The following is a 24,437-nucleotide window of genomic DNA, read 5'->3' as shown; positions in this document are numbered from 1 at the left end:
GGGCTTCACATTGGTGAGGAGACGGGCAAGGGTGGCCCGTGATTCAGAATTCCGGAGGCAGAAATGACTGAACGCGGCGGTATATTTGCGGGCGATGATCCTTTTGAAATTGCGCGTGCTTGGCTGAAAGAGGCGGAGAAAAGCGAACCGAATGATCCCAATGCCATCGCGCTTTCGACGGTGGACAGAGCGGGCATGCCCAATGCGCGCATGGTGCTGCTCAAGGATATCGAGGAGGCGGCCTTTGTTTTCTATACGAATTACGGCAGCGTGAAGGCGCAGGAAATCGATGCCAGCGGGGCGGCGGCCTTTGTAATGCACTGGAAGTCACTGCGGCGTCAGATCCGGGTGCGCGGACACGTTATGCGCGAAGAGGGGCCGCAGGCCGATGCCTATTTTGAGTCGCGCAGTCTTAAGAGCAAATTGGGCGCTTGGGCCTCTGAGCAATCAAAACCGCTCAATTCTCGGGCGGAATTGATGGCAAAAGTGGCAAAAATGACAACACAGCACGGCACTCACCCCAAACGCCCTGATTTTTGGGGCGGATTTCGTATAATTCCTACGGAGATTGAGTTCTGGGCCGATGGGGCGTTTCGCTTGCATGATCGGTTCCGCTGGACCCGCGAAACACCTGAAAAACAGTGGGAAATCCTTCGCCTTAACCCCTGAGTGGGGCAGAAATCAACGAGCAAGCGCATGAAATGCATGGAATTTTTGCGCTTGCTGATTTGTGCGGAATGCCGCACAGTTTAGTTCATCATGGGGATGATACAAACTAAGGTTGAGGCATTGAGTACTCTAGAGAAAGACACCACCCGCGTTGCAGGCGTGGTGAAGTGGTTCGATCCGGTCAAAGGTTTCGGATTCATTGTTTCGGATGCAGGTGGGCCGGACATTCTTTTGCATGCCAACGTGCTGCGCAATTTCGGTCAGAGCTCTGTTGCGGATGGATCCGCGATTGATGTGTCGGTTCAGGTGACGGATCGAGGCTCGCAGGCCGTTGAAGTGCACCGCATTGATGCGCCTGAGACAGAGAGCCCGGTGGCCCTGTCCGATTTTGAAGGTATGGATCTGGATGACATCCGTGCCACGCCTCTGGAGCCTGCACGGGTGAAGTGGTTTGACAAGGGCAAGGGTTTTGGCTTTGCCAACGTGTTTGGTCGCCCGGAAGACATTTTCCTGCATATTGAAGTGCTGCGTCGCTCTGGCCTGAGCGACCTTCAACCCGGCGAAGCCTTGGCGCTGCGTGTGATCGACGGTAAACGTGGTCGCATGGCAACTGAGGTATTGGCGTGGGAAAACGCAGTTTTGGACAACTCCTAAAATTTGGCGGCGCCGGTCGTGGGATCGGCGTCATTCTGGCAGCTGCGCTGATTGGCGCGTTGCCGCGTGCGGGGCACGCACAGGGCGCCTGTCGGGAAGACACCCTTTGGCTTAAAGGGGACTGGGGGCAGGCGCGATTCACCGTAGAAGTGGCTGACACACGCAGCGCGCGGGCTGAGGGGCTGATGCATCGCAGCGCCATGCCGGCGAGCGCTGGGATGATCTTTGTTTATGAACGTACGGGTCCCGTGTCTTTCTGGATGCGCAATACGTTGATTCCCCTCGATATGCTGTTTGCAGACGAACATGGGGTGATTCAGCGCATTCATCATGAGGCGATTCCCCTTGATGAGACCCCGATTCCAGGTGGTGACGCCATCCGCTATGTTCTTGAGATCAATGGTGGAATGGCAAAATCCCTAGGAATTACTGAGGGTAGCGCCATGCGCCATCCAAGTTTTTTGCAAGAAATTGCAAATTGGCCATGTTAGGGGTTTTCATTCCCGAACAGTGGGGGTAAACGGTGCTCCACGGATCGGGGCGTAGCGCAGTCTGGTAGCGCACCTGTTTTGGGTACAGGGGGTCGCAAGTTCGAATCTTGCCGTCCCGACCAAATTACCCAAGTAAATCAATGGGGTGAAGATTGACAGTTTTGTCGCTTCACCCCTGATTTTTTTCTAGCATCCACATAGTAGGCAAGTTTTTGTCGCAGTTGCTTCTGAAACCTAATGATTTGCTTTGTGAGTTGGATGGCAGTTGGCGTAAGTTTTACCTGGGTGTTCTTCTGATTTAGGGGCAGGCATGTTTTTTTCACGTCCGGCGAAACCTCCTCGGCACCCTGAAGGTGTTCCAGATTTTCCGGATGCAGACAGCACACAAAGCTATGAAGAGTGGAGGGCAGCATTGAGTGAAGAAGAGCGTTCTTTACTCATTGAATGGCAAAGGAAGAACAATCAGTTCGCCAAAAAGTCAGCTCGGGTTGGTGTGCTCAACAAAGTACTCACAGGCTTTTACATATTGGTCGCTCTGCTTTGTTTTGGGGCTGTACTCAGTTTCTTAGGGTTCGAAAGCGGCAGTGGTTTGTGCCCACCAATGTATTGCTACGACTAGAAGCTGTGCCTTGAAGAAGTTTGAGAGTGAGTTCTGAACTTGGCTCACAGCTTTTCAGCGATGGCGCGCAACAGCCTGAGGTCTTTTGCAGTACCTTGGCCGTTGCGAAACACGCTGGCCAGTCTACGAAGTTGGAATAGTTCGGGTTCTGTAAAGCCTTGAAGTTTCAAGGCCGGCACCCCTTGTTTGCTCACAAGTTCGAGCAGTTCGCCCAGATAAGCTCGCCATTCGGCATCTGTGGCGGTGGCGTGGGGCGTTGGAGGCATCTGGAGATCAGGGGTCATAGCGTGTCGTTCCGAATGTCCGGGATGATGTCCATTGCTCCGGCAATATAGGACACGGTTGCCCCTAAGGCGTCAGAGGCCCGCACCTCTTGTAGCGAATACCATGTCGCGCCCATCTGGATCAGGTGCGAAGTGTCAGGCGGGTTTTCGGTGATCACTGTCACCACGGTGCTGCCCTGATACGCTTGCGAGATGGTAAAGTTTGTCTCGGGTCTCAAGTCGCGGAAACCGTATGTGATTTCTCTCAAGTCAAAGCGATATTCGCCATTGGCCAGCAGCGGGTGGCTCTCATCGTCCAAAGCATATTCGTAGATGCGGGCATTCACCCACGTGGGGTTATGCTTGACGGCGCGTTTCAGGGTGGCGGCGTAGCTCATTTTTCTGCGCCTTGCTCTTGGGGCTTGGGTTCAGGTTGCGGCCTTGCCTCGGGGATGTTCACGCCCTTCCAGCCCACAAGTTCCATAGCGGTCTGAACAGGAACACCAGCTTTGACCAGTGTGCCGACAGATCGAGCACGGCCCGCTGTGTCCGCGCTCATCATGTCATCGCTGTTCAGGGTGGCCACGTTCAGCTTGGTTTTGAGTTCTGGCAGTAGCTGACGCCCCAGCGGTTCCAAGGTCTGGATCGCAAACAGGCGGTAAGCTTCCCGCATGGCCCCAGCGTTGCCCGATGCTGTCGCCAGAGCCGGGGGAATGCCGCAAGCACTCAGAACGCGATTGTGCAAGCTGTCAGTCGTGGGGTTCAGGTCCATCTTTTGCAGATCGGGGGTCAGTTCCACCCGACGCAGTTCCGAACGATCTCCGCCTGTCTGGTGGCCAAAATCCTGTTTTGACATCACAGTCGCCAGCGATCCGGTGCGCAAACCTGACAGTACCTTGCCCTGTTCCTCTTGAGGGATATTGGCTGACATCGGCAGCAGACCCTTACCCGCCATCGGCATGGCCCCCGAGATTGCCGCCTCCACTTCTGCCATGAGCGTGGGCGACAGGCCCATGAGCGCAAACGGGCTACGGCCTTTCCACGGTTGCGACGGGTCGCTGTTGATCTTGAGTTTCAGAACCTCGGGTTCCAACGCTTTTACGGTTTCGGTGGTGTTCACGCGGGCAATGTGCAGATGATAGCGGCCTTGTCCGAGTTCATCCCAATAAGCCACTGGCACCAGAACAGGTTCGCCATGTTCGATCCGAATATGCCAGACGCTTTCCCCACGCAGACACAGGTCAAGGCCAATCGCCCCCATCACATCCGGGGTCAGCAGATCGGCAGGGGCTGGAGTGATCATGGTAAACCCACGCGCCCACATGCCCACACAGGTGGCCACGGTTGCCGACAGGGCGGCAGAGCCATCCGATTGCAGGTTTTTTCGGCGCGCATCGATATAGGTCTGCGTCACGCCGGAAAAGCCGCTGCGCTGTTCCAGCTTCTTTTTAAAGGGCCAGATCATTGGCGCACTTCGCTGGCCAGCAGTGCACCCGCTCCAGAGGCATAGAATAGGCCCTTGATTTCTTCCCGTGTCAGGCTTGTATCGCCCGCTGTTTGACTTTTGAATTCCCGACGCTGGGGCATCTGTACCAGCTGGTAGAGGGCAAGGTTTTTGACGGCCTGCACAACGGTGTCGTTGGGGGGAGGTGGCGTCACTGTGCCGCTTTGGGTTAGTCGGTAGAGCGTCCACGGTACGAGTTCGACAAGACCAGCTACTGCGACATAGGTTTCGCTGTGAGATACCCACGAACCCTTGCTGTGCACCTCGATGACTAGATCGTCAGGGTATGGGTAGCGAGGCCATTGCCAAGCTTGCTCTTGAGCAACCTTAATCACCACTTTGCCAGAGGTAATGGGGCGGAAGGCCCGATTGCAAAAGGTCTCGGCCTGTATCCATGACGCCACGATCATGGTGGCGGCGTCTACTTCAGATACACCTGCTTCTAGGGCCACGTCAGACGCTGAGATATTGGCAGGGGCATCGCCATAAGTGAATTCGGTTTCCAAGACTTCGATCATGGTAAGAAAATCCTTTGTGTTGGTTGGTGAAGTTGTGCCCGCTCCAATGCCCTAAGTTCGGCGTGGGATTGCTCATAAGCGGGGCGCGTCACTAAAGAGAGTTCAAAGAGAACCAGTGCAGAGAGCTTGCGGATCATCACACCGGGATTGCCCGGTTCCGGTTCAAGCCTTTCTGCATCCGGCACAACGACCTTGGGCGGCACCCGGAAACCCGGAGATACACCAGTAACCAGACCAGCCCCCACCATGCTAAGTGCGTCTCGTACATGGCTCACGGCCTCCAATTCGGGGGATATGGTGGCTTCGAAGGTCAGGGCCTCGGGGGTGTCCTTGAGCACCAGACTGCCCGCCTTGCGGCTTGCCAGCGGCTTGTCGAAGCTGTGCCCGAACAAGAGATTGATTTCCCGCGTGGCATCTTGGAGCGTGAAGTCAAACGCCCCCGGTTCGATTTCTTCTTTGCGAACCGTGCCCCTGTCAGAGAGTACGGCCCATGTGTTGTAGGGAAAGCTGCCCGCGATCACGGGTGACTTTCCCTGTTGCCGCACCTCAAGGTTAGCGGCCCATATGGTGCGGCTGTCAGTCATTAGGCGCGGTCCTGCACGTTTTCCAGTTTCAGGAAGTGAGTGCTCAGGCGCTGGAACAGCAGATCGACAAAGGCAAACGCTGTGATTGCGATCTTGCCCGTTTTGCTTTCGCTGTAGGGGTCGATCACCAGTTCCACGCTGCCCCATGTGGGCATGAACGCATGACTGCCACCTGCCGACAGGTAGACGTTGGATGCGCCCTTGTCGGTGCCATCACGCGCCCCTTGGCCGGAAACCTGTTGCGACCAGAGGCCCGAGAAACCAGCCGATTTGAAGCGGTCATATTCGCTTACGGCGGTGCCCGTGATCAGGCTGTCCACCAGCGTTTGACGCACAATCGGGGCACCCGCAAACTTGATCCCGGCATTGTCCGAGAGTTTGGCGCTTTCCCAAAGCTGGGTCGCGTACAGGTGCAGGTCGGTGAAGCTGGCCACGTCTGACACGTCGATAGCACGGCCACCCGTCAGAGCGTTTTCAAGGCCCGTGGGCTGATCATTGGCACCCGTGCCTTGGAAGGCGGCAAGGTCGATCCCCTCGCGCATGACTTCGGCCAGATCACGGCGCAAGATGGCCTCAATGGCGGGGTTCTGTTTGGCAGCTTGGCGCGTGACCACATACCGCGCATTGGCGGTCTTGATCGTTGGCGTTTTGCTGGTGGTGGTGATTGCGCTGGCATCGCTGCCCGCACCTTCGGCCACCCACGACATAGAACCGCCCCCGGTGATCTCAGGGAAAGCGGGAACGCCTGTCACCTGAATAGCCTTGATCCCGAATTTCGCCGCTGCCGACGCTTCGAAAAACCGTTGCAGGTGGTTCATGACGGGGCGGCTGGCCAGTTCTTGGCTGGTGCCCGCACTGGCATCGGTCACGGCGTCTGCACGTTCTTCCAGACCGAACACGGCCCACGGCACTTGAACGCCACCCTTTTGGGATGGTCCGTTGCGCTGTTCCAGTTCTTGGCTCACTTCCAGTTCGCGGCCTTCCAGCGGCTTGCCTTCGGTCACAGATGCGGCCAGCCCTGACAGGCTGAATTGGCGACACTCGCGGTCAAAGTCGGTTTCGGCCTTGTCCGGTTCCTTGATCTTGTCGCGTTCCTCACCTTCCACAATCAGGGCGGCGCGGTATTCGACTTCGGCCCCTTCGTATGCTTCGGTCAGGCTACGCAGTTCGGTGCGGCCTTCTTCGGAGATGGTTTCGGCCTTTTGGATTTCGGCCATTTTCTCGCGGCGCTTTGACTGCGCCAGTTGGATTTCATGCGATTTAAGCATGTCGGATTCCTTTGGTTTGCATCGGTTTCGGGAGGTTTGTCGGGCAAAGGCTGTCAGGTCATCGGCTTCACCCCTGCCATTGCCAGCATGAGGTTCCGCCCTTGAACTTTTGATCGTTTCCAAGGTTTCGGCCCTTCACGTCGTCCGGCCCAATCCCAGCGCTCTTTGTTGGTTTTGACGCTGTGGCAGGACGTGCAGAGATATTGCAGGTTGGCGGCATCCCAAGGGTTCCCGCCTTCGGCTTCCAACTCACGGCGAGAAACGCGGTGGTCCACATGGCCATGCATCCCAAGGAACACGTGGCAGTGTTCGCATCTAAAGGACGCCCGTTGCGCAACGGTCTGGCGTAGTTTGTGCCGCCAATCGTGCGTATGGATGTTCTGATAGGGCTTGGTCAGTGGTGGCAGAGTTTTCATAACCATTAGATCACCTCCACTGTGTATTCGGTCGGGGGGGTATCCTTGGCCCGCACCACGGCAGAGCAAGCCAGCACCAGCGCCTGACAGACGTCGATCCGTGCCGTGTTATGCGATTTGTCGAGTTGGCAGGCACCGGTGGTGGAAACCTTGACGTCAGCCTCCCCAAGTGACCCTTCCAACAAAATACTGCGTTTCATCTGGACGGCCCCGGCAAGGAATAAGCGACGGGTGGCGCGAATATCCTGATCTCCATCGCGGGGGCCGGTGCCGCGAAAGATTACGGGCCATGCGATCTGTTGACGGGCCAAGGCTGTTCTAAATTCGGCTTCGCGGTACCGGTCGCACGAGACAGAGGCCACGGGATGATTGCCCACCATATTCACCACGGCGGGCAAGAATTCGTTTAGGTCCGAAACGCTGCCGCTGGTTTCGATCAAGTCACCTGCCAATGCTGCGCGGTGCCAGAGATCACCCACCTGATCTCGTTTGCTCCGGGTGATTAGGTCCATGTCTGCGCCGGGAAATGCTCCGAGCACGCGAACCACTCCTGATTGCTCGTACGCGATCACGGCGGCGGTCATGGATGCGGCCCCTCCCAAGTCAACGCCCACATGAACGGGTTCGCCTGGAATGGTTTGGGGGGTGTCACGATAGGTTTTGGAGAGAACGTGATAGTCAAGGAGTAACTGGCGGGTAGGGGATAGCGGTTTGTTGAGGTGCCACACCTCAAATTCTGTGGTGCTGCCCCCCGCCTGCGCCTTGGTGAAGGCGTCTTCCATGAAACGTGCTGATTTAATCTGTCCAAGTGCCGGGTTTGCCTTGGCCCATGTTTTTGGGTCGCCGGGATCGTCAGTTTTGGCGGCGGCGAAAAGCGTTACGTGCGTCCGCTTGTCAGGATGGTCGATCAGGTCATTGTAGGAAGGGCTGTCCCCACGAGTGCCGGTTAGGATCAATTGGCCGTCTTTGGTCGCCAATGCATCAAAGAACGCTGTGATCAGTTCACCTTGGTTTTTTTCAATCAAGCCGCATTCATCGATCAAGGCTAGATCAAGGTCGAGGCCGTGCCCCTGTTTGATCGAACCAGTGGAGAGAAAGCACACACAGTCAGCAATTTCGATCTTACCGGGGCGGGGGTCTGCACGGCGCGTGATTTCGTTTTCTCGCCCTGCAGTTTCCAGCAGATCGAACATGGCAGCGCCGATGTAGCCTGCGTGTTTTTCGGTAGGCGCTGCGATGGCCCCAACAAATCCGGGTACGTAGAGAGGGCTGTCAGGGCACATATGTGCAAGCAGCAGCAAGCCAAGCAATGTGGACTTACCTAGCTTACGGGGTGTGGAGTAGATCAGCGTTCGAAACGTTGGGCCGTCAACGTCGCGGCTTAGGTAGGCTCTAAGGAATTCCTTTTGGAACTCGTGAAGCTGGAAGGGTTTGCCTTTGCTGATCCCCGCAGGGATGAGGAAAGTAAGCGCGGCCCAGATAGCAAGAAGCTCTACAGGGTCCGCCAGAGCGGGCTGGGTCTTCTTTGTTTTCGCCAGACGCAAAGTCATAGCGCACTGATCCCTCTATCGGGGAACCGGTGCACTCCTTTGCTTTGGTTCAGGTTGAAATCTGGCGTCTAACGTGGCCTACTGCGAACTCGACGTCAATAGTGTTCGTGGGGCGGTTGTAAGTGGCTGAAATAGATCAAGAATTGTTGGAGGTAGTGGCGGGTTCGCAGGCTGAGTCAGATGAAAATGCAATCACAAATGCGGGAAATGCCGTTAACATTGACCCCAAAAGTCACGTATATGCGAGGACTCTGCACCCAACTAACTTGGTACTGTCAGCTGACGATTTGGCCGAATTTTGTGAGCTAATCGAAAGCGCGAATGATCGGGCGCGGAAACTTGAGTTTGCAAGTATCGATCTGGCCAGATTTGAAAGCGCAGAACAGGCCAAGGTCTTTCTGGAAGAACAAATGCGTGTTGAGCACACAATTCTTGTACGTTCCGGTGATGAGATCACAGCTGTGGGAATCCCTGATAAGTCCCGTGGAGACTATCCGGACGATTTGGAGACTTTCTACATTTCCAACGGCTCGTTCGCAAAAAAACAACTTGGCACTAGTCCCCTCAATTGCGTGGACGTGTTCATCGCCTTTGACCGCCCCCCGTTGACGATGGACTTGATTACTCTCCCCTCGAACCCTACCGAAAACCGGAGCGTGATCAACGTGTATGGCAAGGATGAAGACTGGGTAATCTCGACGGCCAATCGGCTTGAAAGCTTCTTCAAGAAGAGAAGGGCCTTGCGACCGGTTATCCACGGTTCTGGTGCTTACGATTACTTTACGTACCTAGCTTTTCTTCCCTTGCTAATGCTTGCCTACGCAAAGTGGCCGACACCGCTAAGCAAGTGGCTTGCTGAGCAAGATTTATTTCTCAACATTTTTGCATCGATCTATTTTTTGTTGCTGAGTTTGCTAGCTGGACGCTTTTTGTTTCAGTACTTTCGGTGGCTTTTTCCTCCAATGGAGTACTTCAAAGGATCTCGTGTCGGAGCAATGCTTCATCGGGCGGTTGTTGGCATGGTTTTGGCTTCATTCGCGCTGGCAGCTGGTTACGACGTTTTGAAGTATGTCTTTGGTTTCTAATTTAGAGTGACGCGCTAGCCCCGGTCCCCTCCGATACATGCGTGGGTTCCCCTAGGGTGGGCAGGGTTCCCTTAGTTTGATTGCGCAGAGTTGGTGGAGTGGTGCCGCCCGCCTGCCAGAATGAACACAAGGATTATATGTCGGTGTCTGGCGTTGCACTGATCCAAAGCACAACAGACGGGGGCAACGAATGGTGAACTACACGCCAGTGCCGTTCGAGGATGATCATAGCAGTTTTGCTTTTGTGCATCAATGCACAAAAAGTATGTTTCTTGTGCGTCTGCGCAAACGTTTGCCAATCGGTTTCGTTCGGCGAGGCAGGGGTGGCGGGGCGGTGTGCAATCGCCTCGCGCCCGCGTGCGTTTCTTTACATTACTCTCCTTGTTAACGAAGGAAGGGGGAGTATCCCCAACGTGCACCTTCGTAGATGGTGCGCATGGTTTCAGTATTTCTGTCTCTGTTAAGGTCTCTTAGTTAAGGTCTCAGAACCCTGCAAATATGCATAGTGAATATCCGCAAATATGCGGTTAGGTGCCGCAAATATGCATAGTGTACACCCCGCAAATATGCGTAGTGGCTACTCTACGAATAAAGGGCCTCCATAGTGATTGGGGTAGCCTCTTCGATGAGCTTATCCAGCTTTTCGAATATATCGCCACAGTCAGACCGCACCACATCTATAAAGCCGCATTCATAGGGGTCTTGTCGCCTACCGCTGGGGTGGGGGGTGCTGTGCCACTGATCGAGGTGGGGTTTCCATTCCGCGATCCGCTGTGCGAAGTGTAACCGATAGCGATCGGCAAGCTCAGCGCTCATATTATTCAGTTCATTCTTCGCAAGTGTTGCATTTAGCTGCCCCCCACCCTTAGGGGTGTCGAGCATTGAGTAAACGTGATGCTCCGTCCAAGTCAGTCTGTGGTGTGGATATTGGAAAGCGTGTGCCATCATGAAAGCTGCATCAGTTAGGCGGTAAGAACGCGGCTGATTTTTGTTGGCGCGGGTTGCATACACTATCCCTCCATCAATGAGCGCTTTCATGCCTCGCTCGGCCTGATGCTTGTTAAGTCCGGCCCAAGCTTCGAGCTCGTGCATGTGGAACCAAACGTAACGATAATTTCCGAACCGTGGATCGGATTTGTACTTGAGCCTCTGCCGGGACTTGTTCAACTTAAACAGCAGAACGACCAGAACAAGTCGGGCCGCTAGATTGGCTCGTCCCTGTTTAGTTCGAGGGGTCAGGGCTGCTGCGAGCAGCCCTTTATTCGGTTCATAACCAACGTTGAAAGCGTAAGGTGAACCCATTTTTTCGGGCCAATCTGGTTGGCGGTTGAGCTTAAAATCCTCCATGTATTACTCCACCCGCAGCGTTTCGAGATAAGCCCTCACGTCATCGGGTTTGTAGTGCACCTTGCGGTAGCTGATCCGGTAGTACGGAATTTTGGGCGGGGTGCCATTGGCTTCGGCTTCCATGCGGTCTTGCTTAAGCTGACCTTCTGTCAGCGCGCCGCCTGTCATCGTGGCAACCTGTTTAGGCGTCAGATATGGCGTGATAGATGGAGCAGTCCGAGCACTCGGGTTCGGTTTGGTGTTTAGTGTCAGGGCCATGATGTGGACCTCCAAGAAAAGGGTTTCGCTGCGCTAGTGCGCGGTTGCTGCGAACGGCGTTTCCTGTCCCGACTTCACCGCAGAAAAGCGGAGACAGTTACGGCCACCCTCCTTGGTATTCGTCCGTCTGAATGCAAATTTATGCCATTGCGGTTGGATGGCAATGATTAAGATTGAAGGTGGTGCAAAGTATGCACCACCCGTCTGGTTCAGTCGCGTTATTGCGGTTGGTTCCGTTGTTCCAGTCTCTTAACAACGTCCTGCAAGTTTCTGATTTCAAATTTGAATTGATCAAAATCTGCCAGAGCATCGCAAACCGAATTCAGGCGGTTGATCTGATCCGCGATCTTGAGGTGCATGTTGTCGATCCCGCCCAAACGGTCGATTTGATCGGAAACACGCTGAACATATGGCCGCAATGCCTCGTGCTCCACGGCGTTGGTGTAGTGCTTGAGCGTGACGTCATTTCCGGCGCTGTGGTTCGACATTTTCTTGAGAATGCCATAGGGCACTTCTTGCTGTTCAGCGATGCTCAGAGCGGTTCTACGGCAGTCATGGTATGAAAGGTCGATCCCTACGGCCTTACGTAGCGCGTTCAGGCTCTTGCGAGGGTCATACCGCTTGGCATCTCCAAACACGTGTTCGGCGTTCGGTTCAGCTTCCATGCGACGTTTGAAAATGGCTTCGGTTTGCGCAGACATTGGCAGCGTGAGGGGGGTGCCGGATTTGGATTTCTCGGCAGTTATGGTAAAAGTTTTTGCGATCAAATTCACGTCGCTCCAAGCGAGCGATGACGCCTCAGTTCTGCGTAGACCTGTTCTGACCAGTATCTCCATGTAATCCGCGAACTTGGGGTTCTTGGCGTCTGCCAACGCCTGAAAGAACGCAGGAAACTGCTTCTCGGTCAGGCGTCCTGTTCTGGCGTTAGGTTTGTGCCAGAGTTTCAAGTCGGTCAATCGCTGGCATGGATTGAGGGGCAGGGTGTATTCGCCCGCGTCTGTTTTGGTGGCGATACGAGCATGGTTCAAGACCGCACGAAGCACGTAACAGGCGTTGTTCGCGATGCTCGGGCTGCGTTCGGAGATTTCATTGAAACGACGTTCTACCATGCTGGGGCTGATCCCCTTCACGTCCTTGTCCATCCAGTCGGAGAAATCGGCGGTAATCAAGCGACGGTTCTCGGCTGCGGTCTTGTCCTTCAAGTCGTGGGCTTGCTCGTAGAGGTCCAGTGCGGCCCCTAACGTGAGCGTAGCGGCCCTTTCCTTGGCCTTCTCTTTGTTGCGGTCAACGCCATTCAGCATCTCGAAGGCGGTCTTCTTGGCCAGCTTGCGGGCCTCGTTCAGTGTCAGGGCGTCAGTGTCTCCCAGCGTGACACGGCGTTTCTTGGCTCCGACACGCCCGTCAAAGAAGTACGCCTTCTTGCGCGTGCCGACGCGAACGCCCAGACCCTTGGTGTGAGTGTCGAGATAGAAGTCCTGCCCTTTAGCAGCTAAGGGCAAGTCGCGAACCACGTCGGCCTTCAATAAAAGTTGGGTCATCTGTGATCCTCCGAACGAGTTTTAGCATCCATTTAGCATCCACTTATTGTTACTATATGGGGCCAAATGGTACTTAATCAATCATCGAATGACTTGAAAATATGTTGAAAAACAGTCATTTGGTCTGAATGAGGCTGAATGCTACTTAATCATGAAACTTTTTTGGGTACAGGGGGTCGCAAGTTCGAATCTTGCCGTCCCGACCATCTTTCCTCTGAGAGGAAAAGAAAAAAGGCGTCACCTTCAGGTGGCGCCTTTTTCTTGTTAAAGGTGGACCGTCGTTGGTTCCTTAGAGGCAGTCCTCTACAAGATGTTGCTTGCTTTTGTGTCCTCTCTGTATGCCTTTGCGTGTCTGTGTGTGATCGGCTTTCAGGTCGCGCTGATCTGTGGCGCGCGTTGGGGGGAGATCACGCAGGGAGGGCACGTGAAGGGCGCATTGCCCACCAGCGGACGAGTCTTTGCGGGGGTGTCTATCTGCATTTTGTTTGGCATGGCTTTCGCGATCACGTCACAGGCGGGATGGTGGCCTGGTTGGCCTGCCTGGTCGGGCTGGGTCGCCCTCGGTATTCAAGCGTTGTCTTGTATTGCGAATTGGATCACACCCTCGCGTGCGGAGCGTCGCTTGTGGGGGCCAATCACGTTGATGATGCTGATTATGGCCGCTGTGGTTGTCGTTGGTTATTGATCAGAGGCAGAGGGGCCTGTCGTGCTCTGCGCCATAAAATCATGTGCCATAAAAAAAGGCGCCGCAGATGCAGCGCCTTTTCCGAATGAGTGTGATCAGATCACAGCAGCGCCAGATCTACGGCGCTTTCGCGGCCGTCACGGCCAGCTTGCAGCTCGTAGCTGACTTTCTGGTTGTCCGCGAGGCCGGTCAGGCCGGAGCGCTCTACTGCGGAAATGTGAACAAAAACGTCCTTGCCGCCATCTTCTGGGGCAATGAAGCCGAAACCTTTGGTGGTGTTAAACCATTTGACGGTGCCTGTAGCCATCGTCTGTCTCCATAATTTAGTGCTGTCCGCGTCATGCGACAGCCCGGCGGGTATCTTGATCGAAAAGCTGAGCCGGTTAGGAGCAGAGGGTCGACATTAGAAACTGCGCACCCCACATCTGAGGAGATACGCCGCAGAAAACAAGGCCGCTTTTTGCTCAAAGCGACCATTTCGGGCATTTTTTGCAGAATATTCACACAAACCCTGCCGGGGCAGGGCGGATGTGCGCCTGCCGCGCGCCGGGAGCGGACGGTTGCGCCTGACAATTGGCGGGCATGGGGTGATCAAAAATTGGTCACAGTGCGAGAGAACCCGAAGCAAAATTCAGTAAAATCCAGACTTTGACCGTATGGTAAAAAAATTTATTGATCGGTGACGGGGCCTGTGCCAGCCTGATGCCTGTAGCCAACAAGGTGTATGGGGAGGTTTCATGTCCAACACACCCTTTAGCGACGGCATTCAGGCGGGGCGATTGAGCTCAGCGGAACTGTCAGAAAATTTCGGGGATTTGCACCCTCGCTATGATGATCATGAGGCGCTGGTGGCGGCGGATCGCTGTTACTTCTGCCATGATGCGCCCTGTATGACGGCCTGTCCTACAGACATTGATATTCCTCTGTTCATTCGCCAGATCGCCACAGGCACGCCGGAAGCGGCGGCGAAGACCATTTTCAGTCAGAATATTCTAGGCGGGATGTGCGCACGGGTGTGTCCAACGGAGACACTTTGCGAGCAGGTCTGTGTGCGTGAGACAGCAGAGGGGGCGCCGGTGGAGATTGGCCGGTTGCAGCGCTATGCCACTGATGTGCTGGTGGAGCGTGGGGCGCATCCGTTTGTGCGGGCGGCCTCGACTGGAAAGACGGTCGCCGTTGTGGGGGCGGGGCCGGCGGGTCTGTCTGCGGCGCATCGGTTGGCGCTGCATGGTCATGACGTGACGGTGTATGATGCGCGCGCCAAGGCGGGCGGGCTGAATGAATTTGGTATCGCGGCCTATAAGTCTGTCGACAGTTTTGCCGAGCGCGAGGTGGATTGGCTGCTGAAGATCGGCGGCATCAACATCGAGACCGGCAAGAAGCTGGGCGACGGGCTGTCGCTGGATGGCCTGACGGCGGCGTTTGATGCGGTGTTCCTGGGCATTGGTCTGGGCGGTGTGAACGCGCTGGGAGTTGCGGGCGAAGACAAGGACGGCGTGGAGGATGCGGTGGATTTCATCGCGGAGCTGCGTCAGGCCGAGGATCTTAGCCAGCTGGAAATCGGGCGCGATGTTGTGGTGATTGGCGGTGGTATGACGGCGGTGGATGCCGCTGTGCAAGCCAAGCTGCTGGGCGCGCTGAACGTGAGCCTTGTTTATCGCCGTGGCAAAGACCGGATGAACGCCTCGGAGTTTGAGCAGGATCTGGCGGCCTCCAAAGGCGTGCGGATCATCACCAATGCCTCGCCCAAAGCGGTGATCGGCAATGGCGCGGTGCGCGAGATCGAATTTGAGTACACCGACAATGATCTGAAGCCGACCGGCCAAAGCGTGCGTCTGGCGGCGGATCAGGTGTTCAAGGCGATTGGTCAGACGCTGGAAGGCGACGGCTTGCCCACGCTCGAGCGGGGCAAGATCAAAGTAGATGAGACCGGCCGGACCTCTGTGGAGGGCATCTGGGCCGGGGGTGACTGCGCCACGGGTGGCGATGATCTGACCGTGACCGCTGTCGCCGAAGGCCGAGATGCGGCTGAGGATATTCATGCGGCTTTGAGTGCCGGTTGACAGCATAGATTCCCGTCCCGGGCTAGACCCGGGACCTCGCGCCGGGTGCGTGATGGCCAGAGGCCCCGGATCAGGTCCGGGGCGCGGGGGAACCAACCAAAAAGGAGATAAGCGATATGGCCAATCTCGAAAGTGATTTTGTCGGGATCAAATCCCCAAACCCGTTCTGGCTCGCCTCTGCGCCGCCAACGGATAAGGAATACAACGTGCGCCGCGCCTTTGATGAGGGCTGGGGTGGCGTTGTCTGGAAGACGCTGGGGGCGGAAGGCCCGCCGGTGGTGAATGTGAACGGGCCGCGGTACGGAGCCATTCACGGCGCAGACCGCCGCCTGCTGGGGCTCAACAATATTGAGCTGATCACCGACCGTCCGCTGGAGGTGAACCTTGAGGAAATGGCGCGAGTGAAGCGGGATTATCCCGATCACGCGCTGATCGCGAGCGTGATGGTGCCGTGCGAGGAGGACGCCTGGAAGCGCATTCTGCCGATGATTGCGGAAACCGGTTGTGACGGGTTTGAGCTGAACTTTGGTTGCCCGCATGGGATGGCCGAGCGTGGCATGGGCTCTGCTGTGGGGCAGGTGCCGGAGTATATCGAGATGGTGTCGCGCTGGTGCAAGGCCGCCACCGACCTGCCGGTGATTGTGAAGCTGACGCCCAACATCACCAATATTCTCTACCCAGCCGAAGCCGCGCTGCGCGGTGGGGCGGATGCGGTGAGCCTGATCAACACGATCAATTCGATCACCTCGGTCAACCTGGATGCGATGAGCCCGGAGCCGATGATTGACGGCAAAGGCACCCATGGCGGCTATTGCGGCCCGGCGGTGAAGCCGATTGCGCTCAATATGGTGGCGGAGATCGCGCGCAACCCGGAAACGGCAAAGCTGCCGATTTCCGGCATTGGTGGCGTGACCACATGGCGCGATGCGGCGGAGTTCATGGCGCTGGGCGCAGGCAACGTGCAGGTCTGTACGGCGGCGATGACCTATGGCTTTAAGATTGTGCAGGAGATGATCTCTGGTCTGTCCCAATGGATGGATGAGAAGGGCTATGCTTCTACGGCGGATTTTGTTGGTATGGCGACGCCGAATGTCACCGACTGGCAGTATCTGAACCTCAATCACGTCACAAAGGCTGTGATCAATCAGGATGATTGCATCAAATGCGGACGCTGCTATGCGGCCTGTGAGGACACGAGCCATCAGGCGATTGAGATGTCGGAGGACCGTGTGTTCACCGTGAAGGATGATGAATGCGTGGCCTGTAATCTTTGCGTCAATGTCTGCCCGGTGGAGAATTGTATCACCATGCGCACGTTGGATGCGGGCGAGATGGATGAGCGCACAGGGACGCCGGTTGCCGCCGAATATGGCAATTGGACCGCGCATCCGAACAATCCGGCGTCGACTGCGGCGGAGTGATTATGCGTGTTTTGGAAATAAGAGCGGCCGGGAATGTCCCGGCCGTTTTCTATTGGATGTGTTTGGGGGGGGACCCGTGTCAGGCGGCGTCGCCCATGGCAATCTGCAAATCTGCGCCGTCGTCCTGCCAGCCTTTTTTCTCGACAATCCGGTCGGTGCTGCGCACCTCTGCCCAGTGGCTTGTGTCGAGCGGAAACTCCGGCGCAGCGAAATCCACCAGTTTCTGAATATCGTCCTTGTCGGTGTTGAAGACCAAAAGACGATCCGCCTCCCCTTTAAAAAAGCTACGGACCTTGCGCAGGTGGCGGTCAAAATCAGAGGACCAAGCGGCCACAACCTCATCAGAGGACAGGTTTTTGCGGGCCATTTCCTGTTTGAGGTACTGCCCGTTGGCATGGCGCACCCGGCTGCGCAGCCAATCGTCCTTGTCACGGGTGTTCATCAGGAATTTGGCGTTGGGGTAGTGGCGGGCAAAGGTGGTGTAGCGTTTGAAATTCTCCACCACATCGGAGCCACGCTTGTATTCCATGTCAAAAAACGCGGTGAAGCGTTCCAGCCCCTCAAGTGGGGCGTGGCCATTCAGAATGTTGTCGTGAATGCGCTCCTGTGGGCTGCGCATGCCCAGAAAGCCTTTGTGATGGCGTTTCCAGTAACGCCCACCGCTGTGCAGCGCCATGTGATGGGAGCGAAGGAATAGAAAGAAAAGGGCGCTCGTGGCACATTTGTTGTGCCCGATCTGAAACAGAAGCGGTTTCGTACTCATTTGCCTGCCTACAATTTTATTTTTAGTTTATTTATTTTTTAGGCAGCTTAGCCAATTTCGGCAGCCGCCCAAAAGGAAAATGGCAGGTGGGGGAAAGGTGTCGCTTCTTTGCCGCAGTGGGCTCAGGGCCCCTTCATGTTTCCGATCTGGTACAACAACAAAGGATCTGAGCCAGATATCTGGCTCAGGAACGGCTGGATCAGCGCGTGAGGAGTTTGCGGAACAACATGTCCAGATAGGCATCGGCGCCCTCTGTTGGGCTGCTGGCCTCTGGCATCAAAGTGCGCACCTGCACGGCAAAATCTGCATAGTGCTGGGTGGTGGCCCAGATCGAAAAAATCAGGTGGCGCGGATCTACATCGGCCAATTTGCCTTCGGTGATCCATTGGCGGATCACGGCGGTTTTGCGATCCACCAGCGGTTTGAGATCACTTTCCAGATGGGGGGCCATGCGCGGGGCGCCTTGGAGGATTTCGTTGGCGAAGAGGCGGCTTTCACGTGGGAATTCACGGCTCATTTCCAGCTTGCGGTGGACATAGGACATGATCTCCTCAATCGGGTCGCCGTTGGGATCCATATCTTCGAGCGGGTCGAGCCAGGTTTCCATCAATTGATTGAGCAGGGTTGTGTGAATGTCTTCTTTGCCACTGAAATAATAGAGGATGTTGGGCTTGGAGAGCCCGGCCTCCTCGGCGATCAGATCAAGCGTGGCCCCCCGAAACCCTTGGCTGGAAAAGACTTCCAGTGCGGCTTCAAGGATGCGCTTGCGATTGCGTTGTTGAATGCGGCTTGGCTTGCGTGCCGGGGCCTGAGACATGATCTGCGTTCCGTTCTGCGTTGCTCTGCTTAGGCTAAAGAAGGCAGCAGCGCAGGTCCATAGGGCCTGAGGTCAGGTTTTCACGCGGTTGGCAGGGCGCCAATGCCGCGCAAGATGATGGTTTTGATGTTGTTTTTGGCGGCTTCCCATTGCGTATCGGACAGGGGGGCGCTGCCATTGAGGGTCTCAATCTGATGGCCAAAATCGGCGTAATGCTGGGTGGTGGCCCAGAGCATATACAGCAGATGGCGCGGGTCGATGGGGGCCATGCGTCCCTCGGAAATCCAGCGTTCGATGACCGTGATGCGCCCGTTGGTCCAGTCGGTGAGCGTTGTCTCCAGATAGTCCTGAATGACCGGAGCGCCGTGCATCACTTCACTGGCCCAGACTTTGGACCCGTTTGGGTGACGGCGGGAAATTTCCATTTTGGCGTCGATATAGGCACCAATGCCTTCCTCGGGGCCCTCAGCCTGATCAAAAACATCGGCGGCCTGAAGCCAGATTTCGAAGATGTTCTGAACCACCTGCCGATAGAGTAACTCTTTGGTGGGAAAGTAATAATGCAGGTTGGCCTTGGGCAGACCGGCGACGTCGGCGATCAATTGCATGGTGGCGCCGCCAAAGCCTGCCTCCGCAAAGACTTTTTCGGCTGCTGATAAAATGAGCGACTCTGCCTCCTGACGGCGCAGTTTCTTGCTGTTTGAGGGGCGGGCTTTGGGCATCAAAAAGACCTTGAGAAATTTCTTGACCGGTTGGTCAGGCTGTGTTGCTCTGAAATTGACCATACGGTCAGGATGCCTGCGAAAGCAAGAGCCCCACCAGCAAGGGACCGATCCGCGCGTGAGCGTGGCGTCGCGGCAGCCCCGGCCAGAACAAGGGAGTGTGAGACAATGGCAGCACCGGGTGAGAACCTGAAGGTGAACGGAGATCGGCTGTGGGACAGCCTGATGGAAATGGCCAAGATTGGCCCCGGTATTGCCGGTGGCAACAATCGCCAGACCCTGACTGATGAAGATGCAGAGGGCCGTGCGCTGTTTCAGGCCTGGTGTGAGGCCGCGGGCATGACCATGGGCGTGGACACGATGGGCAATATGTTTGCCACCCGTGCCGGTGAGGACCCTGACGCGCTGCCAGTCTATATGGGCAGCCATTTGGACACGCAGCCCACAGGCGGCAAATATGACGGTGTGCTAGGCGTGCTGGGCGGGTTGGAAGTTGTGCGCTCGATGAATGATCTGGGCATTAAGACCAAACACCCGATTGTCGTTACCAACTGGACCAACGAAGAAGGCACACGCTATGCGCCTGCGATGTTGGCTTCTGGCGTCTTCACAGGGCGGCATACGCAGGATTGGGCCTACGGGCGTGTGGATGCGGAGGGCAAGACATTTGGCGATGAGCTTAAGCGCATCGGCTGGGTAGGCGACGAAGAGGTGGGCGCGCGCAAGATGCATGCGATGTTTGAGTTGCACATCGAGCAGGGGCCTATTCTGGAAGCGGAAGGTAAGGACATTGGGGTTGTCACCCATGGTCAGGGGCTGCGCTGGATTGAGTGCACCGTGACGGGCAAAGAAAGCCACACCGGATCTACGCCGATGCCTATGCGCAAGAATGCGGGCCGGGGTTTGGCGCGTATCACAGAGCTGGTGCATGAGATTGCCATGAAGCATCAGCCCAATGCGGTGGGTGCAATTGGCCATGTGGATGTCTATCCCAACTCACGCAATATCATTCCGGGCAAGGTGGTCTTCACCATCGATTTCCGTAGCCACCTGCAAGAGGTGATTGACGCGATGCTGGCGGAGTTTGCCGAGAAAGCGCCCAAGCTTTGCGAAGAGATTGAAGTGGGTCTGGAGTGGGAGATCGTCGGCCAATTTGATCCGCCTGCCTTTGACGAAGGCTGTGTCAGCGCGGTGCGCACGGCGGCAGAGCGTCTGGGCTATAGCCACATGGATATCGTGTCTGGCGCGGGCCATGACGCCTGCTGGATCAATGATGTGGCGCCAACGGCGATGATCATGTGTCCTTGTGTGGACGGGTTGAGCCACAATGAGGCGGAAGAGATTTCCAAAGAATGGGCCTCGGCCGGCACGGATGTTATGCTGCACGCGGTGCTTGAGACAGCGGAAGTTGTGGAGTGAGCTTGCCATTGGCACCCCCCGTCCCGGGCCTGACCCGGGACGTCTGGCGGCCTCAGGTAGGGCCTGGCCTTGTCGCGGGGGCGGGGCAGCGTTTACGATTTGGTAACCACGATGGCGCGAGGGTTGGGGATGTCCCACTTCGTTTACATCCTGGCCTCCAGACCGGGGGGCGCGCTCTACGTTGGGCGCACAACCGATCTTCGGCTGCGCCTGCAGGCGCATCGGGCGGGGCTGTCGGCGCATACCAAAAAATACAACATCAAAACACTGGTCTGGTTCGAAGAACACGCATCCTTCGAACCGTCTCTGCGGCGCGAACGAGCGATCAAGCGTTGGCGGCGGGACTGGAAAGTCAAACTGATTACAGATGCCAATCCAAATTGGCAGGACATAACAGCGCTTGTTCCGGCGTGATTGCGGGCGAGGCCCCGGATCACGTCCGGGGCGGGGCGCGCATTCAGGGAGTTAAGTTATGACCACAAAGGTTATCAAAAACGGCACCGTGGTGACCGCAGATCTGACCTATGAGGCGGATGTGCTGATTGAGAACGGGCAGATCATTGAGATTGGCAAAGGCCTCAAAGGCGACGAGGAGCTGGATGCGACCGGTTGTTACGTGATGCCGGGCGGGATTGATCCGCATGTGCATTTGGAAATGCCGTTTATGGGCACATACTCGAGCGATGATTTTGAGAGCGGCACGCGCGCGGGTCTCGCAGGCGGCACCACCATGGTGGTGGACTTCTGTCTGCCCAATCAGGGCGAGAGCCTGATGGATGCGATCAAACGTTGGGACAATAAATCCACGCGGGCGAACTGTGACTATTCTTTCCACATGGCGGTGACCTGGTGGGGGGAGCAGGTTTTCAACGATATGAAAACCGTGATTGAGCAGCGCGGCATCAACACGTTTAAGCACTTCCTCGCTTATAAAGGCGCGTTGATGGTGAATGACGATGAGCTGTTTGCCTCGTTTAATCGCCTCTCAGAGCTGGGCGGCATTGCCATGGTGCATGCGGAAAACGGTGATGTGGTGGCGGAGATGACCGCCAAACTGCTGGCGGAAGGCAATGTGGGGCCGGAAGGCCATGCCTATTCGCGGCCCTCTCAGGTGGAAGGTGAGGCCACCAACCGCGCGATCATGATTGCCGATATGGCGGGCGTGCCGCTTTATGTGGTGCACACATCCTGTGAAGAGGCGCATGAGGCGATCCGGCGCGCGCGGATGCAGGGCAAACGCGTATGGGGCGAGCCGCTGATCCAACATCTGACGCTGGATGAGCGTGAGTATTTTGTGGACGACTGGGATCATGCCGCACGCCGTGTTATGAGCCCGCCTTTCCGGGATGCGCGCCATCAGGAGAGCCTTTGGGCCGGGCTTCAGGGGGGCACGCTTTCTGTGGTGGCGACAGATCACTGTGCCTTTACCACCGAACAGAAGCGTTATGGCGTGGGGGATTTCTCCAAGATCCCCAATGGCACCGGCGGGCTTGAAGACCGGATGCCGATGCTCTGGACGCACGGCGTGGAAACTGGCCGTCTGACGCCCAATGAGTTTGTGGCGGTGACCTCGACCAATATTGCCAAGATCCTGAACTGTTATCCGAAAAAAGGCGCGGTTCTGGTGGGCGCAGATGCGGATCTGGTGGTCTGGGATCCAAAGAAGACCAAGACAATTTCCGCAAGCAGTCAGCAGAGTGCAATTGATTACAACGTCTTTGAGGGCCATGAGGTCAAAGGTCTTCCCCGCTTTACCCTGACACGCGGTCAGGTGGCGGTGCATGACGGGGAGATCCGCACGCAGGAAGGTCATGGCCAGTTTGTAGCACGTGAGGCCAACACCACGGTGAATAAGGCACTGTCCACATGGAAAGAACTGACGGCACCACGCCCTGTGGAGCGGACCGGCATTCCAGCGACGGGGGTATGATGAACCTGCCACGCGCCATACTTGCTCATGTCTGTGCTGTTTTCGCCGCTTCTGCGGGGATCATGGCTGGGATGGGTTTTGTGGATGCGGGGTTTGTTGGACTGATTGATCAACTGGCCGGATGGGTGGGCGGTTTTCTGATATTTGGCTTGCTGTCTGTTCTGTCTGTACCAGTTGGGTTGCTCATACGATCCATTGTTGGTCGCTTTGCAACCCATCCGGAACGGGCCTCTGTTGGCACCGGACTAGGCATCAGTCTGGCGCTTATTCCAGTGCTGCACCCAGCCATGATGCCGCCGATGTCGGTGTGGTCACATCCACTGCAATTGATTGCCGTGCACAGTATTGCAGGTGTTTTGGGTGGTTGGCTTTGGTTTGCAATAGAGCAGCCAGACAATACCGTCGAGGTGGCACAATGACAGTCTTGATAAGTTCAATTGGCCCGGCGTTTGGCCGGGCAGCCCCCAACCGTCCCCCATGGGCGGGGGCTTTGACCCCCACCCGCGGACGGGGGCTGGGAGTGGATTTTGGGCGTCAGGCTTCAGGCTGGGAGCAGATGTTCAAGCTCGGGCAGGAGCTTCACGCTTTCCTGTTCGTGCGGGTCGGTGCGGGCGATGATGGCAACCGCGTCAACGTCGCCGGTGTTGATCGGCAGATGGGGCACGCCCGCCGGGATGTAGACCAGATCACCGGGATCGGTTTCCATAAAGTGTTCCTATGCCGCGCCCCAATACATCACGGCAGAGCCCTCCATCACATAGATCGCCGTTTCATGGCTTTCATGCAGATGGGCTTTGGCGCGACCGCCGGGCGGGATGCGCAGGATGTGCATGCAGATGCCCTGAGCACCGGTGATTTCGCGGGCAATGCCCTCAAAATAGCTGAACCCCTGTTTGCCGGCATAAGTGCCGTCTGGGCGCAGCTTTTGGCATTTGGGGGGCATAGACGACGTCATGAGGGCGTGCTCCTGAAAAAGGCAATAATGATATGACTATGACAGAGGGGGAGAGCGGTGTGTCAACTGTGATCAGCGCCAAGAACCTGAGCCTGACCTTTGAGACCAACGATGGTCCGGTGCATGCGCTCAAGGATGTGAACCTTGATATCAACAAGGGGGACTTTGTTTCTTTTATTGGGCCGTCGGGCTGTGGCAAGACCACGTTTCTGCGCTGTATGGCCGATCTGGAACAGCCCACGGCGGGGGAGATCACCGTCAACGGGGTGAGCCCTGAAGAAGCGCGCAAGAGCCGCGCTTATGGCTATGTGTTCCAGCATGCGGGGCTTTACCCGTGGCGCACCATTGGCGGCAACATTCGTCTGCCGCTGGAGATTATGGGGATTTCCAAGGCAGAGCAGGATGCGGCGGTCAAAGAAGTGCTGGAGCTGGTGCATCTGGAGGGCTTTGAGAAGAAGTTCCCCTGGCAGCTGTCTGGCGGGATGCAGCAGCGGGCCAGCATTGCGCGCGCGCTGGCGTTTCATGCCGATATTCTTTTGATGGATGAGCCGTTTGGCGCGCTGGATGAGATCGTGCGCGATCACCTCAATGAGCAGCTTCTGGAGCTGTGGGCGCGCACCAATAAGACCATTGGTTTTGTGACCCACTCCATTCCTGAGGCGGTGTACCTCTCGACCAAGATTGTGGTGATGAGCCCGCGTCCGGGGCGTATTCACGATGTGATCGAGAGCACGCTGCCCAAAGAGCGGCCGCTGGATATTCGTGACAGCCCTGAGTTTATCGAGATTTCCCATCGGGTGCGGGATGGGCTGCGGGCGGGGCATGAAAATGACTGAGCGGCGGGAAACACATGTCCCGGGCTTGGCCCGGGACCTCTGGGCGCAGATCGGCATGAGGC

Annotated in this window: 29 protein-coding genes and 1 tRNA gene; 13 read left to right on the top strand and 17 right to left on the bottom strand. The window is 56.5% G+C overall.

Features of this window, described 5'->3' with window-relative positions:
* The first annotated feature begins 63 nt into the window (after positions 1-63).
* From pdxH to J7382_RS11970, 5 genes are all read left to right on the top strand, one after another.
* On the top strand, positions 64-669 hold the full coding sequence (gene pdxH / locus J7382_RS11990; protein WP_209069262.1) for a pyridoxamine 5'-phosphate oxidase: 606 nt from the start codon (positions 64-66) through the stop codon (positions 667-669).
* A 96-nt stretch (positions 670-765) separates the two neighbouring features.
* Positions 766-1,323: a cold shock domain-containing protein gene (locus J7382_RS11985; protein WP_058241581.1), complete on the top strand. Its 558-nt coding sequence runs from the start codon at positions 766-768 to the stop codon at positions 1,321-1,323.
* Positions 1,293-1,814, top strand: a complete 522-nt coding sequence (locus tag J7382_RS11980; RefSeq protein WP_348540025.1) for a DUF192 domain-containing protein — start codon at positions 1,293-1,295, stop codon at positions 1,812-1,814. Before J7382_RS11985 ends, J7382_RS11980 begins: the two co-directional genes overlap by 31 nt.
* A 45-nt stretch (positions 1,815-1,859) precedes the next feature.
* Positions 1,860-1,936 (top strand) — tRNA-Pro (locus J7382_RS11975).
* A 188-nt stretch (positions 1,937-2,124) separates the two neighbouring features.
* Complete coding sequence (locus J7382_RS11970; RefSeq protein ID WP_209069261.1) at positions 2,125-2,433, top strand: hypothetical protein; 309 nt, start codon at positions 2,125-2,127, stop codon at positions 2,431-2,433.
* Between the two features lie 44 nt (positions 2,434-2,477).
* On the opposite strand, the gene J7382_RS11965 is transcribed toward J7382_RS11970, so the two are convergent.
* The 8 genes from J7382_RS11965 to J7382_RS11930 are packed head-to-tail and all read right to left on the bottom strand — an operon-like array spanning position 2,478 to position 8,536.
* Positions 2,478-2,717, bottom strand: coding sequence for a hypothetical protein (locus J7382_RS11965; protein ID WP_209069260.1), 240 nt, complete (start codon positions 2,715-2,717; stop codon positions 2,478-2,480).
* Positions 2,714-3,094 carry a hypothetical protein gene (locus J7382_RS11960; RefSeq protein ID WP_209069259.1) on the bottom strand — a complete coding sequence of 127 codons (381 nt, stop codon included), beginning with the start codon at positions 3,092-3,094 and terminating at the stop codon, positions 2,714-2,716. The genes J7382_RS11965 and J7382_RS11960 overlap by 4 nt, the downstream gene beginning before the upstream one ends.
* The gene (locus J7382_RS11955) at positions 3,091-4,161 is read right to left on the bottom strand and encodes a hypothetical protein (RefSeq protein WP_209069258.1); all 1,071 of its coding nucleotides are present in this window, start codon (positions 4,159-4,161) and stop codon (positions 3,091-3,093) included. The genes J7382_RS11960 and J7382_RS11955 overlap by 4 nt, the downstream gene beginning before the upstream one ends.
* Positions 4,158-4,718 carry a hypothetical protein gene (locus J7382_RS11950; RefSeq protein ID WP_209069257.1) on the bottom strand — a complete coding sequence of 187 codons (561 nt, stop codon included), beginning with the start codon at positions 4,716-4,718 and terminating at the stop codon, positions 4,158-4,160. The genes J7382_RS11955 and J7382_RS11950 overlap by 4 nt, the downstream gene beginning before the upstream one ends.
* Positions 4,715-5,302: an HK97 family phage prohead protease gene (locus J7382_RS11945; protein ID WP_209069256.1), complete on the bottom strand. Its 588-nt coding sequence runs from the start codon at positions 5,300-5,302 to the stop codon at positions 4,715-4,717. Before J7382_RS11945 ends, J7382_RS11950 begins: the two co-directional genes overlap by 4 nt.
* On the bottom strand, positions 5,302-6,570 hold the full coding sequence (locus J7382_RS11940) for a phage major capsid protein (RefSeq protein ID WP_209069255.1): 1,269 nt from the start codon (positions 6,568-6,570) through the stop codon (positions 5,302-5,304). The genes J7382_RS11945 and J7382_RS11940 overlap by 1 nt, the downstream gene beginning before the upstream one ends.
* A gap of 53 nt (positions 6,571-6,623) precedes the next feature.
* Entirely contained in the window at positions 6,624-6,992 is a 369-nt protein-coding gene (locus tag J7382_RS11935) for an HNH endonuclease signature motif containing protein (RefSeq protein ID WP_209069254.1), read from the bottom strand.
* Entirely contained in the window at positions 6,992-8,536 is a 1,545-nt protein-coding gene (locus J7382_RS11930) for a terminase TerL endonuclease subunit (RefSeq protein WP_209069253.1), read from the bottom strand. Before J7382_RS11930 ends, J7382_RS11935 begins: the two co-directional genes overlap by 1 nt.
* Before the next feature lie 122 nt (positions 8,537-8,658).
* Between J7382_RS11930 and J7382_RS11925 the strand changes: the two genes are divergently transcribed.
* Positions 8,659-9,621 (top strand): hypothetical protein, encoded by a 963-nt coding sequence (locus J7382_RS11925; protein ID WP_209069252.1) that lies wholly within the window; start codon positions 8,659-8,661, stop codon positions 9,619-9,621.
* Positions 9,622-10,203: 582 nt separating this feature from the next.
* On the opposite strand, the gene J7382_RS11920 is transcribed toward J7382_RS11925, so the two are convergent.
* From J7382_RS11920 to J7382_RS11905, 4 genes are all read right to left on the bottom strand, one after another.
* Positions 10,204-10,968, bottom strand: coding sequence for a hypothetical protein (locus J7382_RS11920; RefSeq protein WP_209069251.1), 765 nt, complete (start codon positions 10,966-10,968; stop codon positions 10,204-10,206).
* A gap of 3 nt (positions 10,969-10,971) precedes the next feature.
* Entirely contained in the window at positions 10,972-11,226 is a 255-nt protein-coding gene (locus J7382_RS11915) for a hypothetical protein (RefSeq protein ID WP_209069250.1), read from the bottom strand.
* Between the two features lie 218 nt (positions 11,227-11,444).
* Positions 11,445-12,764: a tyrosine-type recombinase/integrase gene (locus tag J7382_RS11910; RefSeq protein ID WP_209069249.1), complete on the bottom strand. Its 1,320-nt coding sequence runs from the start codon at positions 12,762-12,764 to the stop codon at positions 11,445-11,447.
* Positions 12,765-13,549: 785 nt separating this feature from the next.
* Entirely contained in the window at positions 13,550-13,756 is a 207-nt protein-coding gene (locus J7382_RS11905) for a cold-shock protein (protein ID WP_058241511.1), read from the bottom strand.
* Between the two features lie 430 nt (positions 13,757-14,186).
* On the opposite strand from J7382_RS11905, the gene J7382_RS11900 reads away from it, so the two are divergent.
* Both J7382_RS11900 and preA read left to right on the top strand, forming a co-directional pair.
* Complete coding sequence (locus tag J7382_RS11900) at positions 14,187-15,512, top strand: NAD(P)-dependent oxidoreductase (protein ID WP_209069248.1); 1,326 nt, start codon at positions 14,187-14,189, stop codon at positions 15,510-15,512.
* Between the two features lie 116 nt (positions 15,513-15,628).
* Positions 15,629-16,933, top strand: coding sequence for an NAD-dependent dihydropyrimidine dehydrogenase subunit PreA (gene preA, locus J7382_RS11895; RefSeq protein WP_209069247.1), 1,305 nt, complete (start codon positions 15,629-15,631; stop codon positions 16,931-16,933).
* A 79-nt stretch (positions 16,934-17,012) separates the two neighbouring features.
* On the opposite strand, the gene J7382_RS11890 is transcribed toward preA, so the two are convergent.
* The 3 genes from J7382_RS11890 to J7382_RS11880 form a co-directional block, all read right to left on the bottom strand.
* Positions 17,013-17,696 carry a hypothetical protein gene (locus tag J7382_RS11890; protein ID WP_209069246.1) on the bottom strand — a complete coding sequence of 228 codons (684 nt, stop codon included), beginning with the start codon at positions 17,694-17,696 and terminating at the stop codon, positions 17,013-17,015.
* 199 nt (positions 17,697-17,895) lie between these two features.
* Positions 17,896-18,513: a TetR family transcriptional regulator C-terminal domain-containing protein gene (locus J7382_RS11885; RefSeq protein WP_058241515.1), complete on the bottom strand. Its 618-nt coding sequence runs from the start codon at positions 18,511-18,513 to the stop codon at positions 17,896-17,898.
* An 80-nt stretch (positions 18,514-18,593) separates the two neighbouring features.
* Entirely contained in the window at positions 18,594-19,235 is a 642-nt protein-coding gene (locus J7382_RS11880) for a TetR/AcrR family transcriptional regulator (RefSeq protein ID WP_209069245.1), read from the bottom strand.
* 168 nt (positions 19,236-19,403) lie between these two features.
* On the opposite strand from J7382_RS11880, the gene J7382_RS11875 reads away from it, so the two are divergent.
* The 4 genes from J7382_RS11875 to J7382_RS11860 all read left to right on the top strand — a co-directional run bounded on the left by J7382_RS11875 (position 19,404) and on the right by J7382_RS11860 (position 23,003).
* Positions 19,404-20,654, top strand: a complete 1,251-nt coding sequence (locus tag J7382_RS11875) for a Zn-dependent hydrolase (RefSeq protein WP_209069244.1) — start codon at positions 19,404-19,406, stop codon at positions 20,652-20,654.
* Between the two features lie 129 nt (positions 20,655-20,783).
* A complete protein-coding gene (locus J7382_RS11870) occupies positions 20,784-21,068 on the top strand; it encodes a GIY-YIG nuclease family protein (protein ID WP_209069243.1) in 285 nt (94 codons plus the stop codon).
* 58 nt (positions 21,069-21,126) lie between these two features.
* Positions 21,127-22,584, top strand: coding sequence for a dihydropyrimidinase (hydA, locus tag J7382_RS11865; protein ID WP_209069242.1), 1,458 nt, complete (start codon positions 21,127-21,129; stop codon positions 22,582-22,584).
* Positions 22,584-23,003: a hypothetical protein gene (locus J7382_RS11860; RefSeq protein ID WP_209069241.1), complete on the top strand. Its 420-nt coding sequence runs from the start codon at positions 22,584-22,586 to the stop codon at positions 23,001-23,003. Before hydA ends, J7382_RS11860 begins: the two co-directional genes overlap by 1 nt.
* A 122-nt stretch (positions 23,004-23,125) precedes the next feature.
* Here the strand turns inward: J7382_RS11860 and J7382_RS19965 are convergent, their stop codons facing one another.
* Together J7382_RS19965 and J7382_RS19960 are read right to left on the bottom strand one after the other, a co-directional pair.
* Entirely contained in the window at positions 23,126-23,290 is a 165-nt protein-coding gene (locus J7382_RS19965) for a cupin domain-containing protein (protein ID WP_247744980.1), read from the bottom strand.
* A gap of 9 nt (positions 23,291-23,299) precedes the next feature.
* A complete protein-coding gene (locus J7382_RS19960; protein WP_247744979.1) occupies positions 23,300-23,539 on the bottom strand; it encodes a hypothetical protein in 240 nt (79 codons plus the stop codon).
* A 38-nt stretch (positions 23,540-23,577) separates the two neighbouring features.
* Here J7382_RS19960 and J7382_RS11850 point away from each other — a divergent pair, with 38 nt between their 5' ends.
* Entirely contained in the window at positions 23,578-24,375 is a 798-nt protein-coding gene (locus J7382_RS11850; RefSeq protein WP_209069471.1) for an ABC transporter ATP-binding protein, read from the top strand.
* The last annotated feature ends 62 nt before the right edge of the window (positions 24,376-24,437 follow it).

It is taken from the genome of Shimia sp. R11_0, from assembly GCF_017744035.1.
Taxonomy (GTDB): domain Bacteria; phylum Pseudomonadota; class Alphaproteobacteria; order Rhodobacterales; family Rhodobacteraceae; genus Shimia; species Shimia marina.
Note: the sequence above shows the minus strand (reverse complement) of the source record. Positions and strands in the feature narration are given on the sequence as shown.

Bases quoted from the DNA above. Each gene is read 5' to 3' on its own strand.
- J7382_RS11875 (WP_209069244.1), top strand. From the start codon at position 19,404: ATGGCAGCACCGGGTGAGAACCTGAAGGTGAACGGAGATCGGCTGTGG.
- J7382_RS11880 (WP_209069245.1), bottom strand. From the start codon at position 19,235: ATGCCCAAAGCCCGCCCCTCAAACAGCAAGAAACTGCGCCGTCAGGAG.
- J7382_RS11900 (WP_209069248.1), top strand. From the start codon at position 14,187: ATGTCCAACACACCCTTTAGCGACGGCATTCAGGCGGGGCGATTGAGC.
- J7382_RS11950 (WP_209069257.1), bottom strand. From the start codon at position 4,718: ATGATCGAAGTCTTGGAAACCGAATTCACTTATGGCGATGCCCCTGCC.
- J7382_RS11850 (WP_209069471.1), top strand. From the start codon at position 23,578: ATGACAGAGGGGGAGAGCGGTGTGTCAACTGTGATCAGCGCCAAGAAC.
- J7382_RS11985 (WP_058241581.1), top strand. From the start codon at position 766: ATGATACAAACTAAGGTTGAGGCATTGAGTACTCTAGAGAAAGACACC.
- J7382_RS11905 (WP_058241511.1), bottom strand. From the start codon at position 13,756: ATGGCTACAGGCACCGTCAAATGGTTTAACACCACCAAAGGTTTCGGC.
- J7382_RS11885 (WP_058241515.1), bottom strand. From the start codon at position 18,513: ATGTCTCAGGCCCCGGCACGCAAGCCAAGCCGCATTCAACAACGCAAT.
- J7382_RS11890 (WP_209069246.1), bottom strand. From the start codon at position 17,696: ATGAGTACGAAACCGCTTCTGTTTCAGATCGGGCACAACAAATGTGCC.
- J7382_RS19965 (WP_247744980.1), bottom strand. From the start codon at position 23,290: ATGGAAACCGATCCCGGTGATCTGGTCTACATCCCGGCGGGCGTGCCC.
- hydA (WP_209069242.1), top strand. From the start codon at position 21,127: ATGACCACAAAGGTTATCAAAAACGGCACCGTGGTGACCGCAGATCTG.
- J7382_RS11970 (WP_209069261.1), top strand. From the start codon at position 2,125: ATGTTTTTTTCACGTCCGGCGAAACCTCCTCGGCACCCTGAAGGTGTT.
- pdxH (WP_209069262.1), top strand. From the start codon at position 64: ATGACTGAACGCGGCGGTATATTTGCGGGCGATGATCCTTTTGAAATT.
- J7382_RS11945 (WP_209069256.1), bottom strand. From the start codon at position 5,302: ATGACTGACAGCCGCACCATATGGGCCGCTAACCTTGAGGTGCGGCAA.
- J7382_RS19960 (WP_247744979.1), bottom strand. From the start codon at position 23,539: ATGACGTCGTCTATGCCCCCCAAATGCCAAAAGCTGCGCCCAGACGGC.
- J7382_RS11960 (WP_209069259.1), bottom strand. From the start codon at position 3,094: ATGAGCTACGCCGCCACCCTGAAACGCGCCGTCAAGCATAACCCCACG.
- J7382_RS11920 (WP_209069251.1), bottom strand. From the start codon at position 10,968: ATGGAGGATTTTAAGCTCAACCGCCAACCAGATTGGCCCGAAAAAATG.
- J7382_RS11940 (WP_209069255.1), bottom strand. From the start codon at position 6,570: ATGCTTAAATCGCATGAAATCCAACTGGCGCAGTCAAAGCGCCGCGAG.
- J7382_RS11935 (WP_209069254.1), bottom strand. From the start codon at position 6,992: ATGGTTATGAAAACTCTGCCACCACTGACCAAGCCCTATCAGAACATC.
- J7382_RS11870 (WP_209069243.1), top strand. From the start codon at position 20,784: ATGTCCCACTTCGTTTACATCCTGGCCTCCAGACCGGGGGGCGCGCTC.
- J7382_RS11955 (WP_209069258.1), bottom strand. From the start codon at position 4,161: ATGATCTGGCCCTTTAAAAAGAAGCTGGAACAGCGCAGCGGCTTTTCC.
- J7382_RS11910 (WP_209069249.1), bottom strand. From the start codon at position 12,764: ATGACCCAACTTTTATTGAAGGCCGACGTGGTTCGCGACTTGCCCTTA.
- J7382_RS11915 (WP_209069250.1), bottom strand. From the start codon at position 11,226: ATGGCCCTGACACTAAACACCAAACCGAACCCGAGTGCTCGGACTGCT.
- J7382_RS11965 (WP_209069260.1), bottom strand. From the start codon at position 2,717: ATGACCCCTGATCTCCAGATGCCTCCAACGCCCCACGCCACCGCCACA.
- preA (WP_209069247.1), top strand. From the start codon at position 15,629: ATGGCCAATCTCGAAAGTGATTTTGTCGGGATCAAATCCCCAAACCCG.
- J7382_RS11860 (WP_209069241.1), top strand. From the start codon at position 22,584: ATGAACCTGCCACGCGCCATACTTGCTCATGTCTGTGCTGTTTTCGCC.
- J7382_RS11930 (WP_209069253.1), bottom strand. From the start codon at position 8,536: ATGACTTTGCGTCTGGCGAAAACAAAGAAGACCCAGCCCGCTCTGGCG.